Source organism: Curtobacterium sp. VKM Ac-2922 (genome assembly GCF_022815645.1).
Lineage (GTDB): Bacteria > Actinomycetota > Actinomycetes > Actinomycetales > Microbacteriaceae > Curtobacterium.
This window is the reverse complement of the sequence record NZ_JALGRO010000001.1, coordinates 121,750-135,667: the sequence shown is the minus strand read 5'-3', so window position 1 is coordinate 135,667 and position 13,918 is coordinate 121,750. Positions and strand designations below refer to the sequence as shown.

At 70.3% G+C, this 13,918-nt stretch carries 13 protein-coding genes; 1 reads left to right on the top strand and 12 read right to left on the bottom strand.

What is annotated here, in order from left to right:
- Positions 1–132 precede the first annotated feature (132 nt).
- Complete coding sequence (locus MT346_RS00615; protein WP_243560700.1) at positions 133–1,140, bottom strand: tetratricopeptide repeat protein; 1,008 nt, start codon at positions 1,138–1,140, stop codon at positions 133–135.
- Entirely contained in the window at positions 1,137–2,876 is a 1,740-nt protein-coding gene (locus tag MT346_RS00610) for a hypothetical protein (protein WP_243560699.1), read from the bottom strand. The genes MT346_RS00615 and MT346_RS00610 overlap by 4 nt, the downstream gene beginning before the upstream one ends.
- 187 nt (positions 2,877–3,063) lie before the next feature.
- Here MT346_RS00610 and MT346_RS00605 point away from each other — a divergent pair, with 187 nt between their 5' ends.
- On the top strand, positions 3,064–4,878 hold the full coding sequence (locus MT346_RS00605; protein ID WP_243560697.1) for a hypothetical protein: 1,815 nt from the start codon (positions 3,064–3,066) through the stop codon (positions 4,876–4,878).
- 115 nt (positions 4,879–4,993) lie between these two features.
- On the opposite strand, the gene MT346_RS00600 is transcribed toward MT346_RS00605, so the two are convergent.
- The 10 genes from MT346_RS00600 to MT346_RS00555 form a co-directional block, all read right to left on the bottom strand.
- Positions 4,994–5,752 carry an alpha/beta hydrolase gene (locus MT346_RS00600; RefSeq protein WP_243560695.1) on the bottom strand — a complete coding sequence of 253 codons (759 nt, stop codon included), beginning with the start codon at positions 5,750–5,752 and terminating at the stop codon, positions 4,994–4,996.
- Positions 5,749–6,057, bottom strand: coding sequence for a hypothetical protein (locus tag MT346_RS00595; protein ID WP_374202493.1), 309 nt, complete (start codon positions 6,055–6,057; stop codon positions 5,749–5,751). The genes MT346_RS00600 and MT346_RS00595 overlap by 4 nt, the downstream gene beginning before the upstream one ends.
- Positions 6,058–6,072: 15 nt before the next feature.
- Positions 6,073–7,056 (bottom strand): transglycosylase SLT domain-containing protein, encoded by a 984-nt coding sequence (locus MT346_RS00590; protein ID WP_374202492.1) that lies wholly within the window; start codon positions 7,054–7,056, stop codon positions 6,073–6,075.
- A 106-nt stretch (positions 7,057–7,162) separates the two neighbouring features.
- Positions 7,163–7,711 carry a DivIVA domain-containing protein gene (locus MT346_RS00585; protein ID WP_243560691.1) on the bottom strand — a complete coding sequence of 183 codons (549 nt, stop codon included), beginning with the start codon at positions 7,709–7,711 and terminating at the stop codon, positions 7,163–7,165.
- A 77-nt stretch (positions 7,712–7,788) separates the two neighbouring features.
- Positions 7,789–8,808: a phosphatidate cytidylyltransferase gene (locus MT346_RS00580; RefSeq protein ID WP_243560689.1), complete on the bottom strand. Its 1,020-nt coding sequence runs from the start codon at positions 8,806–8,808 to the stop codon at positions 7,789–7,791.
- Complete coding sequence (gene frr / locus MT346_RS00575) at positions 8,808–9,362, bottom strand: ribosome recycling factor (RefSeq protein ID WP_243560688.1); 555 nt, start codon at positions 9,360–9,362, stop codon at positions 8,808–8,810. Before frr ends, MT346_RS00580 begins: the two co-directional genes overlap by 1 nt.
- Positions 9,363–9,408: 46 nt before the next feature.
- Positions 9,409–10,128: a UMP kinase gene (gene pyrH, locus MT346_RS00570; protein WP_243561063.1), complete on the bottom strand. Its 720-nt coding sequence runs from the start codon at positions 10,126–10,128 to the stop codon at positions 9,409–9,411.
- A gap of 117 nt (positions 10,129–10,245) precedes the next feature.
- On the bottom strand, positions 10,246–11,073 hold the full coding sequence (tsf, locus tag MT346_RS00565; RefSeq protein WP_243560685.1) for a translation elongation factor Ts: 828 nt from the start codon (positions 11,071–11,073) through the stop codon (positions 10,246–10,248).
- Positions 11,074–11,161: 88 nt separating this feature from the next.
- Positions 11,162–12,100, bottom strand: coding sequence for a 30S ribosomal protein S2 (gene rpsB, locus MT346_RS00560; RefSeq protein WP_243560684.1), 939 nt, complete (start codon positions 12,098–12,100; stop codon positions 11,162–11,164).
- 258 nt (positions 12,101–12,358) lie between these two features.
- Positions 12,359–13,804 carry a sugar porter family MFS transporter gene (locus MT346_RS00555; RefSeq protein WP_243560682.1) on the bottom strand — a complete coding sequence of 482 codons (1,446 nt, stop codon included), beginning with the start codon at positions 13,802–13,804 and terminating at the stop codon, positions 12,359–12,361.
- Positions 13,805–13,918: the final 114 nt, after the last annotated feature.

Sequence of the window (13,918 nt, the reverse complement as noted above, 5' to 3'; positions counted from 1 at the left end):
CCGCTCTTCATCGCGGAAGCGACAGTTCACCGCGGAAGGTCCGGGGCGTTCTGTCGCTTTCGCGGTGATGACAGACGGACAGGAGGCCCGGTGCCAGCTGGCACCGGGCCTCCTGTCCGTCTCGTGTCCCTGCTAGTACAGGGCGTTCGCCAGGCGACGTCGGGCCGCGACGACGCGCGGGTCCTCGGCACCGATGAGCTCGAAGTACTCGACGAGCCGGACGCGCAGCGCTTCGCGGTCCTCGCCGAACACCGTCGGCACCAGGTCGAGCAGACGACCGAACGCGTCCTCGACGTGCCCGCCGCTGATGTCCAGGTCGGCCACGGCCAGCTGTGCCGGCACGTCGGCCGGGTCGTTGCCCGCCGCCGCGCGGATGTCGTCCGCCGTCCGGCCGTTCAGCCGGTCGAGCAACGACACCTGCGCCAGACCCGCGACGGCCATCTGGTCGTGCGGGTCCTGCGCGATCGCCGTGGTGTACTCCTGGATCGCGGTGGCGTAGTCGCCCTGCTCGATCGCGTCGTACGCCGCCTGGTGGTGCGGCGGGAGCGGCTCGGGCTCCGGCTCGCCCTGCTCGGCGGTGTCGACCGGAGCGTCCGCGCCGTCGACGCTCACGCGGCCGGACACACCGTTCTGCTCGGCGGCCTGCAGCACCTGCTCGAAGACGTCGCGGACCTGCGCCTCGGGCAGTGCGCCGACGAACAGTCCGAGCGGGCGTCCGCCGATCAGCGCTGCCACGGTCGGGATCGACTGCGCCTGGAACGCCTGCACGAGCTGCGGGTTCGTGTCGGCGTCGACCTTGGCCAGGACGACACGGCCGTCGTACTCGGCGGTGAGCTGCTCGAGGATCGGCGAGAGCTGCTTGCACGGGCCGCACCACTCGGCCCAGATGTCCACGATGACGGGGACGACGGTGGAGAGCTCGAGGACGTCCTGGAAGCTCTGGTCGGTGACGTCGATCACGAGCGACGGGACGGTCAGTGCTGCCCCGGTGTCACCACCGGTCACGCCGGGGGTCCCGGACGTGCCGGGGGTCCCGGATGCTGTCGGCTGCTGCGGTGCCGGGCGCTGCGCACGGTCGACCAGGGAGGACAGGTCGACGGCGCCGCGGAGGCCGGACGGGGTCGGGGGGACGTTGCTCATTGCACCTCACTTGCTGCGGTCAGGCCCTGCGTGAACCCGAGCAGGACTATCTTGTCGTCCGACCCGACGGCCGGAACGGAGAAGAGCAGCTGCACGCCGTAGGTGGCGCTGACGCCCTTCTTGCTGGAGTCGACACCGGACAGCGCCTTGACGGCACCCTCGGTGTTCACCTCGGCACCGTCGGCGGTCGGCGTGACCTTCTCGATCTCGTTGAGGTCGACCGACACCAGCGCGCCGGCACCGTTCGTCGCCAACGCGATCGCGGAGTCGTCGGGCGACTCGGACGAGTACTCGATCTTGGCGGTGTCGGGCAGGCCCGCGGACTTCTTGTCCTTGTAGTCCTTGCCGATCTTGGCGCGCAGGTCGTCGCCGTCGGACTGGAACAGCTTGGCGTACTCGCTGTCGGCGTCCTTGGACAGGATGTCGCCGTAAGCGGTGCCGACCTGGTCCGGCGCGAGCGCCAGCAGCTTGGTGTCCGACGCCAGCTGTGCCGCGCCGATCGACACCGGTGCCACCGAGGGCAGCTTGGCGTCGGCCTCGAGCGAGACGTCGTACATGACCTTGTAGTCGTCACGCGCGGACTCCTGCACCAGTGTGAGCGCCTGGGGGGCGGTCTTCTGGTCGTCGGGGTCGGACGCGACGACGAACACCGTCCGGGGCCACGAGTCGGTCTGCTGCGGGAGCGAGACCGAGATGTCAGACGCCGAGATCGCCGGCGGGGCCTGGACGTCCTGGTCCTTGCCGCGGATCGTGTAGTTGGCCTTGCGGAGTTCGAGTGCCGGACCGGTGAACCGGGTCGCTGCGAGCGTGGCGTCCTTGTCGGCGTCGGCCTTGGTGGCGACCTCGGCGACGCGCGTGACGACACGGTTGATCTGCTGCCGGGTGGCCGCGGTGGGCTCGGCCTGCTGCGCGGCACCCGTCGCCGTGGCCGTGGGGGTGGCGGTCGCCGCGGCGTCCGCTCCACCCTGCGGCCAGTACTCGGACGAGCACCCGGCGAGCGAGAGGGCTGCGACGACGACCACCGGGAGGGCGACGAGCGAGCGACGGCCGCGACGCGACTTGGTCGGGACCTGCGCACCGGCGGCAGCGGCGCGGCGCGAGGCACGCACGCGCGGCGGACGGGTGCCACCGCTGCGACGACGCGGACCGCGGGACCGACGCTGGTGCAGGAACGCCCAGACGAGCAACACGATGCCGCCCAGCACGAACACTCCACCGGCGGTCATCAGCGGGCCGACCGACGGCGTGGCGGTGTCCCGCGGCCAGGTGACGGACACGGCAGGCGCCGCGGTGGAACCGTCCTTGCCGACGATGACCATCGACACGTCCTGGGGCAACCGCACGGTGAACTGTCCCGCGCCGTCCCACTCCTGGTACCAGAGGTCGCTGCCGCGCGGGTCCGGCACGGAGGACTCACTGCCGGTCTGCTTCTCGACGAGCTTCGAGGTCTCGGCGTCGTAGCGCAGCGTCTCGTGCTCGGCGTCACCGACCCAGGCCTTGACGTCGCTGGTCTTGCCGTACGCCGCGAACGCGCCGGAGTCGGCGATGTTGATGCGCTGGTACCCGGGGTTGGCGTTGAGCACGGTGCCCGGGATGACGGTGACCGGTGCCGTCGAGGTCGTGGACGTCTGCGCGACGATCGAGGACGGTGGAGCGAACACGGTCCGCTGAGCCACACCGAGGCCGACCAGCAGCAGCCCGATGACGAAGGCGACGATCGCCAGGACGAATCGCACGGATCTCTCTCCCTCTGCGCCGGGGTGGGGGAATCGGCGCGCGAACCAACGCCCCAGGGTACGCGAGGGACGCTGGACAGCGCATCCCCGCCCGCTGTCCAGCGCCTCAGACGTGCTCGGTGCGGCACCACTACAATCGACGCGCGGGCGGCACGGGGTCGTCCGGCGGGACCAGCGGGAGCGACACGTGGCGAACGACGAGGCAGAGTTCGGGGTCGAACTGCGGGGCTACCGCAAGGACGAGGTCGAGCGTGCCCTGAACGACCTGCGCCGCGAGCTCATCAAGTCGAACAACGACCGCGCCGAGGCCGCGAAGGAGATCCGTCTCCTGCAGACGCGCGTCGCCGACATGCAGGGCGAGCTCGACGAAGCCGGCACGCCCACGTACAGCGGACTCGGGACACGCCTCGAGTCCACCCTGCGTGTCGCCGAAGAGCAGTCCACCCGGCTGATCAGCCAGGCCGACATCGACGCCCAGCGCCTGCGTGCCTCGAGTCGCGCCGAGGCCGACCGCACCCTGCGCGAAGCCCGGACCGAGGCCCAGGAGACCCTGGAGGACGCCCGCACCCGCGCCACGAACGAACTCGCCCGCGCCCGCGCCGAGTCGGCCGACACCGTCGAGCGCGCCCGCTCCGAGGCCGGCATGCGCACGCAGGACGCCCACAACGAGGCCGCTGCGATCCGCGGGGCCGCGGTGACCGAGGCCGCCGAGGTCCGCTCGATCGCCATCCGCGAGACCGACGCGCTGCGCGCTGCGGTCGAGCGCGAGGTCGCCGAGCTCCGCGAGCTCACCCAGCGTGAAGCGGCCGAGGCCCGTCGCGCGGCGGCCGACCTCGACCGCGAGACCGAGCACCGTCGCAGCGTCTTCGAAGCCGACCACGCCCGCCGACTCGAGGACCTGGACCGCGACGAACAGAACCGCCGCGCCGCCCTCGAGCGCGAGGTCACCGAGGGCCGCGCCGCGTGGGAACACGAGCGCACCGAGGGGCTCCGCGCGCTCGAACTCGAGATCGCCACCGGGCGCGCCGACCTGGCCGCCGAGGTGGACGGACGTCGCGCCGACCTGGCCGCCGAACTCGCCGACCGACGCCGCGTCCACGACGAAGAGCTCGCCGCCGCGCGAGCCGAGTGGGACCGCGAACTCGCATCCGCCCGGGTCGCACTGGCCCAGGAGCTCGACGCCGCCCGCGCCCAGCTGCGTGTCGACCAGGAGCAGACGGCCGCCGAGAACGCCCGTCTGGTGCAGGAGACCGAGGACCGGATCGCCCGCGAGACCGACGAGCACGTCGCGCGCATCGAGCGCGAGCGGGCCGAGGCACTCGCAGCGGCGGAGCGCGCCGCACAGGACCACGAGGCCGAACTCGCCGCACGTCGCGAACGCGAGCACGCCGAGGTCGACACCGAGATCGCCGAGCGGCGCAGCGCCGAGCTCGACGACCTGCAGGCCGAGCGCACCGCCCTGCGGCAGGAGATCGACACCGCCCGGGCCGACCTGGCCAAGGAGCGCGACGAGGTCCGCGCCGAACTCGCCCGCGACCGCGACGAAGCCCGCACCACGCTCGAGTCCGAACTGGCGAACCGCCGTGACGACGCCGAGCAGGAGTACCTGCGGAAGCACCACGAGACCGTGACCGAGACGCAGAAGTACCTGGACGAAGCGAACCTGCAGCTCGCCGAGGCCACCCGCCGCGCCGCCGAGGCCCGCGAACGTGCCGAGCGGCTGCAGCACGAGGCGAACGACCTCGAGCGCACCAGCACCGCCGAAGCCGAGGCACGTGCACGCACCGTCCTCGCCGACGCGAACGAGCGGGCGCACCGGATCGTCGCCGAAGCCGAAGCACGCACCGCCGCCGAGATCGCCGACGCCGAGGACCGACTCGCCACCATCCGCACCGAACGCGACGCGGTGGCGGGCTACCTCGAGAACCTGCGCGGCGTCCTGTCGCACGCCGCGGGGATCGTCGACGACGCACCGGCCGAGTCCGGACCGGCCGACCGCTGACCGCAGCCGGTCCAGGGGGCGCATGCCGCGCCTCCTGACCGGTGCCACGCGGCTCGCTGCTCGCTGCTCGGTGCTTGCGGCTGACGTGACAGGCGCCGGGCCGCCGGGGCGCCGGTCAGCCAGCCCAGTGCGTCGGCAGGGGCGCGATGCCGGGGACGACCAGGTCCGCCATCGCATCGAGGACGATGCGGACGTACCGCTCGCCCACCCAGAGGTGTTTCGCCCCCTCGACCGGCACCACCCGGACGTTCGGCGCGACGGCGAAGCGGCGGGCTGCCTCGTCCGGCCGCAGGAAGTCGTCGTGCTCGGGGACCAGGGCGATGACCGGGACGTCGACCGCGGCCCACCGTGCCAGTTCGTCGTCGGTGGTGCGGTGCAGCGGCGGCGAGAGCAGGACCACGCCCGCCACCGCGCCCGATCCGACGTGCTCGAGCGCGTGCTTGAGGACGACCTCGGTGCCGAAGGACCACCCGACCAGCCACGGGGTCGGCAGCTGCCGGTGCGTGATCTCGGCCACGGCGGCGCGCAGGTCGAACCCCTCGGACACGCCGTCACCGAAGGTGCCCTCGGACGTGCCGCGCGGCGACGTCACGGAGCGGAAGTTGAAGCGCAGGACGGCGATGTCGGCCAGGGCCGGCAGGCGTGACGCGGCCTTCTTGAGCACGTGGGAGTCCATGAACCCGTGTGCGGTGGGCAGAGGGTGCAGGGTGACGATCGTGCCGCGGGCCGGCCGCTCCGCCGGTTCCGCGAGCTCCCCTACCAGCACGAGGTGGTCGTCGGTGACCAGCTCGATGTCCGTGCGCCGCGCCGGCAGCACCGTGCCGGACCGGATCTCGGTGTCGTCTGCCGCGATGGTGTCGTGTGGATCGCTCATGCGGTCCTCCAGCAGTGGTTGTGCCAGTGCCGGCGAGACGCCAGGTCGGCCGCGTCGCCGAGGACGCCGTCGATCCGCCAGACCACCACGTGCGCGACCCCGGGCAGGATGGTGCCGCCACACCCCGGGCAGACGTACTCCTTCTGCGCCGAGGCGGTCGAGATCGGCTGGACCGCGTACTCGCGGCCGCGTCGGACCTCGGTGCGCTTCCAGCCGCTCATCAGACGATCGAGGCCGAAGGGTTCCTCGACGTCATCGATCTGCCGGTCGACCCGAGGCCGCCGCGGTCGGTTGCTGCGCGGCACCTGCGGGACCGCCGATCAGTACCAGTTGAAGGACTGGCTGTGACCCCAGGCACCACACGGGGTGCCGTAGACACCGGAGATGTAGTTCAGGCCCCAGGTGATCTGCGTCGCCGGGTTCGTCTGCCAGTCAGCGCCGGCCGAGGCCATCTTGCTGCCGGGCAGCGCCTGCGGGATGCCGTACGCGCCACTCGGGTTGTAGGCGTTCACACGCCAGCCCGACTCCTTGTTCCACAGGGAGACGAGGCAGCTGTACTGGTCGCTGCCCCAGCCGCGGGCCGCGACGAGCTGCTGGGCGATGGCCTGGGCGCTGCCCGGGTCCGGCGTGGCGGCAGTCGGCGCGATGGTGTTCGACGGGGTGACGGCGGTCTTCGACGTGGTCGAGGTGCTCGTGGTGGCGTCGGCCGTCGGGGTCGGGGCGGGTGCGACGACCTTCGGTGCGGGCTTGGTGATGTCGTAGCTGTCGCGCGTCACGTCGAACGAGGCGTAGGTGCCGTGCGCGGAGTACTGCTGCGGCGCTGCCGGGGGTGCCTTGGTCAGCACCGGGGTCGTGACGGCCGCCTGTGCGACGTCGGCCTGCAGCGGGTTGAAGAGCGACCCGCCCGCCATGAGCGACACCGCGAAGAACGACAGCGCGGGGATGGTGGCGCGGCGGCGCATGAAGCCGTTGAGCGTCGTCGGGTGCGTCGACGCGGGACGGGAGGCCGCACGCGCGACGGAGGCACGGCGCTGCCGCACGATGCGGCCGTCGGTCGGCGTCGCCGGGACCGCGTGCGCGATCTGGGGGCTGACGCGGTTGGCCGCCACCGACTTCGGCGCGATCGGGGTGGGGACCGGCGTCGCGACCGGGGCTGTCGCCGGGGTCGGTGCGTTCGCCGGAGCAACCGAGGTGTCCGCGGTGCGGATTCGGTTCTGTGCCGCGCGGCGCTCGCTGACCACGGGGTGGTCGAACTGCTGCCGGGATGCGCGGTCGGATCGAATGTCTGCCGTGTGCCTGCCCATGAGTTCGACCAGGATAACGGAACGATCACGGAAAGCGAAGCGCATCCACCCAGCGCGTCGCGGCGGGTCGCGATCCGAGCCCGTCCCGCGGGCTCGACCGAGCTGGCTAGCGGACGGCGAGCATGACTTCGACGACCGCGTCGAGCAGCGCGTCGACCTGGGCCTCGCGGTACCCGCCGTGCTTCGGCCGGAACACGATCGACCGGACCTCGGTCAGGCTGAGCGGCTTGCCGTCGCGGAAGTACCCGCCCAGGCGCTTCGCGAACGCGTCGACGTCCTTCGGGTGGTACCCGGTGGCCAGGACGTTCACGCGGTGGAAGCGCTGGCCGTCCGGGCGCTCGAGCCGTGCCACGACGTCCGAGGCCTTCGTGCGCGCCTCGGCGTACCAGGTCTTCTGGCCGGACTCGGCGATCTCGCGTTCACGCTCGCGCGTGGCGAAGGCGTCCTCGAGTCGTTCGAGCGCGGCGTCGACGTGCTGCGTCGAGTACCCGCCCTTCTTCATCGAGAAGGCGGTCGCGCGGATCTTGGCGGCTTCGATCCCCGGAGCGCTGTCGTTCGCCGTGTAGGCGCGACGGGCGTCCTCGAGGAAACGCTCGACCTCGTCGATGTCGTAGCCGAGGACCGAGCGGGGAGCTGTCGGGAACGTCGTGGGCACGGCGTCATTCTGCCAGGACACTCCCCCGGTACCAGCTGGACGCGCGGGGCCGACCCCGCGCGGCCGCTCAGCGGGGGTCAGTGGTTGACGATGAGGTAGAGCAGGTAGGCGACGGCGGCGGACGGCAGGATGCTGTCCATCCGGTCGAGCAGACCCCCGTGTCCGGGCAGGAAGGACGAGATGTCCTTGATCCCCAGGTCGCGCTTGATCATCGACTCGGTCAGGTCGCCGAGCGTGGCGGAGCCGGAGATCAGGACCCCCAGGACGATGCCGAACCACCAGGGCTGGCCGAGCATGAGCCACGACACCAGGATGCCCATCACGATGCTCGCGGCGACCGATCCGGCGAAGCCCTCCCAGGTCTTCTTGGGGCTGATCCGGGGCGCCATGGGGTGCTTGCCGAGGTTGAGCCCCGTGGCGTACGCACCGGTGTCCACGGCGACGACGACCAGGACGAACCCGATGACCCACAGGTTGCCGCGTTCGAGCGGGGCGAGCAGCACCACGCAGGCGCCGAGCAACGTGACGTAGGCCTGCACGAACAGGCCGTTCGTCAGGTCGCGCACGACGTTGCCCGCAGAGGGACGCGGTCGGGCGACCGCGACCTCGACGAGCCGCCAGACACTGATCAGCACGATGCCGCCCAGGATCGTGAACAGCGCCGTGGCCTGACCGCCCAGGAAGGCGGCGGGGACCATCGCGATGGCGGTCGCCACGCTGGGGATGCGCGGGACGTCACGGCCGGCGAACCGCATCGCTCCGGCGAGTTCCCACACGCCGAACCCGATCAGGAACGCCGCGACGACCATGAACGACGGCGGCCAGATCAGCAGCGAGCCGAGCATCACCACGGCGAACGCCAGGGCGATCGCGATGGCTGCCGGCAGGTTGCGTCCGGTGCGCGCCGTCAGCGCCTCGTTCCGCGCGTCGAAGGACGCCCGGCGAGCGTCGAACGACGCACGACGCTGCCGAAGCTGCGCTTCGAAGTCGGACCGGGCCGCGCGCGCCCGGGCGTCGAAGTCGTGCCTCAGGCCCTTCGTCGCCGGTCGGGGCTCATCTGCTGTCGGGCGGTCTGCGCCCTCGTCACGACGCGGCATCAGACCTCGAGGAGTTCGGCTTCCTTCTTCTTCAGCGCGTCGTCGATCAGGTCGACGTGCTTCTTGGTCAGGGTCTCGAGGTCCTTGTCGCTGCGCGCGATCTCGTCGTCGGAGATCTCGCCCTTGAGCGCTTCGAGGTCGTCCTTGGCCTTGCGACGGATGTTGCGGATGACGACCTTGTGGTCCTCGCCCTTGCCGCGGACGAGCTTGACGAACTCCTTGCGGCGGTCCTGCGTCAGTTCGGGGATCGTGACCCGGACGATCTCGCCGTCGTTCGTCGGGCTGGCACCGAGGTTCGGGAACGTCGCGATCGACCGCTCGATCTCCTTGAGTGCCGTCTTGTCGTACGGCGTCACGATGAGCGTGCGGGCTTCGGGCGTCTGGAGCGAGGCCAGCTGAGCGAGCGGCGTCGGCGAACCGTAGTAGTCCACGGGGATCTTCTGGAAGAGCGCGGCGTTGATGCGGCCGGTGCGCACGGTGGCGAAGTCGTCCTTCGCGACGTCGACCGCCTTCGCCATCTTCTCGGTGGCTTCGGTCATGACATCACTGATCACGGTGGTTCTCCTTCGGTACGTCGTCGAGTCTAGTCAGCCGAGTGGGTCAGTTGCTGACCACCGTGCCGATGCGCTCACCGCGGATCGCGGCCTGCACGTTGCCCTCGCCCTCCATGCCGAACACGTGCATCGGCATGCCGTTGTCCATGCAGAGCGAGAAGGCGGTGGCGTCGACGACCTTGAGTCCCTTGAGCAGGGCGTCCTGGTAGGTGACGTGGTCGAGCTTCTGGGCCGACGGGTCCTTCTTCGGGTCGGCCGAGTACACGCCGTCGACGCCGTTCTTCGCGACCAGGACCTCGGTCGCACCGATCTCGAGCGCCCGCTGCGCCGCGACGGTGTCGGTCGAGAAGTAGGGCAGCCCGGCGCCGGCACCGAAGATCACGACGCGGCCCTTCTCGAGGTGCCGCTCGGCGCGACGCGGGATGTACGGCTCGGCGACCTGGGTCATGCTGATGGCCGACTGCACGCGGGTCGCGGCACCGGCCTGCTCGAGGAAGTCCTGCAGCGCGAGCGCGTTCATCACCGTGCCGAGCATGCCCATGTAGTCCGCACGCCCACGGTCCATCCCGCGCTGCGACAGCTCGGCGCCGCGGAAGAAGTTGCCGCCACCGACCACGATGGCGACCTCGACGTCGCGCGCGGCGATGGCGATCTCCTTGGCGATGGTGCCGATCACGTCGGGGTTGACGCCGAGGGACCCGGCACCGAAGGCCTCACCGGAGAGCTTCAGCAGGACCCGTCGTCGTCCGGTCTTCTCGTCGGTCATGTACTCGCCCTTCGTCATGCGTCTCGTGGAATCTACTAGCGCCGCCGACCGGCGGGGTGCCGCGGGCGCAGAAACGGGGTCAGGAACCGATTGGTTCCTGACCCCGTCACGGGTTCGTTACGCGCCGACCTTGACGCGAGCGAAGCCCTGGATCGTGATGCCGGCGTTCTCGGCGGCCTTCGCGACGGAGATCTTGTTGTCCTTCGCGTAGTCCTGGTCGAGCAGCGCGATGCCCTTGATGAAGGCGTTGACGCGACCCTCGACGATCTTCGGGAGGGCGGCCTCGGGCTTGCCCTCTTCACGCGTGATCGCCTCGACGGTCGCGCGCTCCTTCTCGATCGCCTCGGTCGGGACCTCGTCGCGGGTGAGGTACGACGGGTTCGCGAACGCGACGTGCTGCGCGATGGAACGTGCCTCGGCGGCGTTGTCACCCTGGTAGGCGACGACGACGGCGATCTGCGGCGGCAGGTCCTGGCTGGTCTTGTGCAGGTAGATCTCGAAGGCCGAGCCCTCGACACGGCGGACCGTGCGGACCTCGAGCTTCTCGCCGAGCGCCGCGGCGCTCTCGTTGACGACCTCGAGGACGGTCTTGCCCTCGAGCGGCGCCTGGTTGGCCGACGCGACGTCGGTTGCACCCGCAGCGGCGACGGCCCCGAGGACCTTGTCGGCGAGCGTGGTGAACTTCTCGTTCTTCGCGACGAAGTCGGTCTCGCTGGCGAGCTCGACGACGGTGGCGGCACCGTTGTCGGCCGTCGCGACGACGACACCCTCGGAGGTGGCCCGGTCATCGCGCTTGGCGACGGCCTTGGCACCCTTGATGCGGAGCAGCTCGACGGCCTTGTCGTAGTCGCCGTCGGCCTCGACGAGCGCGTTCTTCGCGTCCATCATGCCGGCCCCGAGGTCCTCGCGGAGCTTCTTCACGTCCTGTGCGGTGAAGTTTGCCATTGACTGGCGTCCTTTCTGGACTGTGCGTGTGTGGAGGGGAGAGCGGCGTCGAGGGCGCCGGGCCAGACGGCCCGGCGCCCTCGGACACTCACTCGGCGGGGGTGGTCTCCGCGGCGGCCTCGGCCTCGGCGGTCGGCTCCGCGTTCTTGGCGTCGTCGGCGATCGGCTCGCCGATCTCCTTCGCTGCGACCTGCGCGTCGGCGTCGTTCTCCTCGACCGGGGTCTCGGAGGCGGCAGCGGCCGGGGTCTCCGTGGCTACCGGAGCGGCGGTGTCGCCGCCCAGGAGCTCCTGCTCCCACTCGGCGAGGGGCTCGGTGGCCTCGTCGTCGTCGCCACCGTTGTGACGGGTCTTGAGACCCTCGGCAGCGGCGTCGGCGATGATGCGGGTCAGCAGGCCGACGGAGCGGATCGCGTCGTCGTTGCCCGGGATCGGGTAGGCGATCTCGTCGGGGTCGCAGTTGGTGTCGAGGATGCCGATGACCGGGATCCCGAGCTTCTGCGCCTCGTCGACGGCGAGGTGCTCCTTCTTGGTGTCGACGATCCAGAGCGCGCTCGGGGTCCGCGTGAGGTTGCGGATGCCACCGAGGGTCTTGTGGAGCTTGTCCAGCTCGCGCTTCTTGATGAGGAGCTCCTTCTTGGTGAAGCCCTTCGTCGTGTCGTCGAAGTCGATCTCCTCGAGCTCCTTCATGCGCGCCAGGCGCTTGGAGACCGTCTGGAAGTTCGTGAGCAGACCGCCGAGCCAACGCTGGTTGACGTACGGCTGGCCGACGCGCATCGCCTGCTCGGCGATGGAGCCCTGGGCCTGCTTCTTGGTGCCCACGAACAGGATCGTGCCACCGTGCGAGACCGTCTCCTTGACGAAGTCGTACGCGCGGTCGATGTAGGCCAGCGACTGCTGCAGGTCGATGATGTGGATGCCGGAGCGCTCGGCGAGGATGAATCGCTTCACCTTCGGGTTCCACCGACGGGTCTGGTGTCCGAAGTGGACGCCGCTGTCGAGCAGCTGGCGGATGGTGACGACGGCCATGTGCCGTCCTCCTTCTGTGTTCTCGGCGCACGGCATGACCGTGCACCTGGTGCGGTTGTGTCGACTGCGACCGGAGGTCGCGATCCCTGGTGCCCTGACACGCGACCGCCCGCTCGAGAGCGGGACCGGTGATCGGGTGCGTTGCGTGGACACGCGAAGTCAGCGCGCTCAGCGCGCTGCTGCAGAGATACTAGCAGGACATGACAGGAGGCACGATGCGGTTCGGACCCGCACCGTGCCTCCTGTCTGGCGCCGGGGCTACGCCTTGGCGTCGACCGTGTCGCCTTCGGCCGTGATGCCCATCTCCTCGAGCGAACGGCCCTTGGTCTCCGGGATCTTGGCGAGCACGAAGAAGAACGACAGCAGCGCGAAGAGCGCGTAGATGCCGTAGGTCACCGCGAGGTTGAAGCCGGACAGCACCGGGAACGTGATCGTGACGATGAAGTTCGCCACCCAGTTCGCCGCGGAACCGACGCCGAGCGCGGTCGCACGGATGCGGTTCGGGAACATCTCACCGAGCAGCACCCACATGAGCGGGCCCCACGTCGCGCCGAACGACACGACGAACAGGTTCGCGAAGACCAGCGCGATGACGCCCCAGGCGCCGGGCAGGTGCGGGTCGCCGGCCTTGTCGATGGTCGCCTGCGAGAACGCGATCGCGACCATCAGCAGCGAGACGAACATGCCGGCCGAGCCGGACACCAGCAGCGGCTTCCGCCCGACCTTGTCGACCAGGAAGATCGCGATGAACGTCACCGCGACGTTGACCACCGAGGTGATCGTGGAGATGAGGAACGAGTCGCTCTCCTTGAACCCGACCGCCTGCCACAGCGTGGTCGAGTAGTAGAAGATCACGTTGATGCCGACGAACTGCTGCAGCACGGCCAGGATGATGCCGACCCAGACGATGGGCATCAGCCCGAAGCGGTTGCCCCGGATCGTCCCCTTCTTCTCGTTCGCTTCCTTGTCGATGCCGTCCTGGATCTCCTCCAGGCTGGTGTTGACGGTGTCCTGCGGGACGATCTTGGTCATGACGTCGCGCGCATCGTCCTTGCGGCCGTTCGCCAGCAGGAAGCGCGGGGACTCCGGCAGGGTGATCGCCAGGATGCCGTAGACGACCGACGGGATCACGCCGACCAGGAACATCCAGCGCCACGCGGGCAGACCGGCGATGACCTCGGACGCGCCGCCAGCGGTGACGGCGAAGAACTGGTCCGACAGCAGGGCGGCGAAGATACCGAGCGTGATCGCGAGCTGCTGGAACGAGGCCAGGCGACCGCGGATCTGCTTCGGTGCGACCTCGGAGATGTAGGCCGGCGCGATGACCGACGCGGTCCCGATGCCCAGGCCGCCGACGAGACGCCAGATCACGAAGTCCCAGGTCGCGAACGCGAACCCGGCACCGATCGAGCTGACGAAGAACAGCACCGCGGCCCAGAACATCACGCGTGTGCGGCCCCAGCGGTCCGCCAGGCGACCGGCGAAGAACGCACCGAACGCACAGCCGATCAGGGCCGAGGCGACGGCGAACCCGCTGGCACCCTCGGACAGCGAGAACTCGCCCTTGATCGCGTCGACCGCGCCGTTGATGACGGACGAGTCGAACCCGAACAGGAAGCCGCCGACCGCCGCAGCGATGGCGAACGCGGTGACCTTCCCCTTGAACGCACGGTCTTCGCCGTGCCCGGTCGCTGAGGTGCTCACGATGCTCCTGGGTTCTGCCGCCGTGCTGCTGTGTGGGCACGGTGCCCCGGTGGATCGGCTGGTTCGCCGTCCGAGCGGCGTTGCGTGGTCCGGAGCGGCCCCGACTGTACTCTC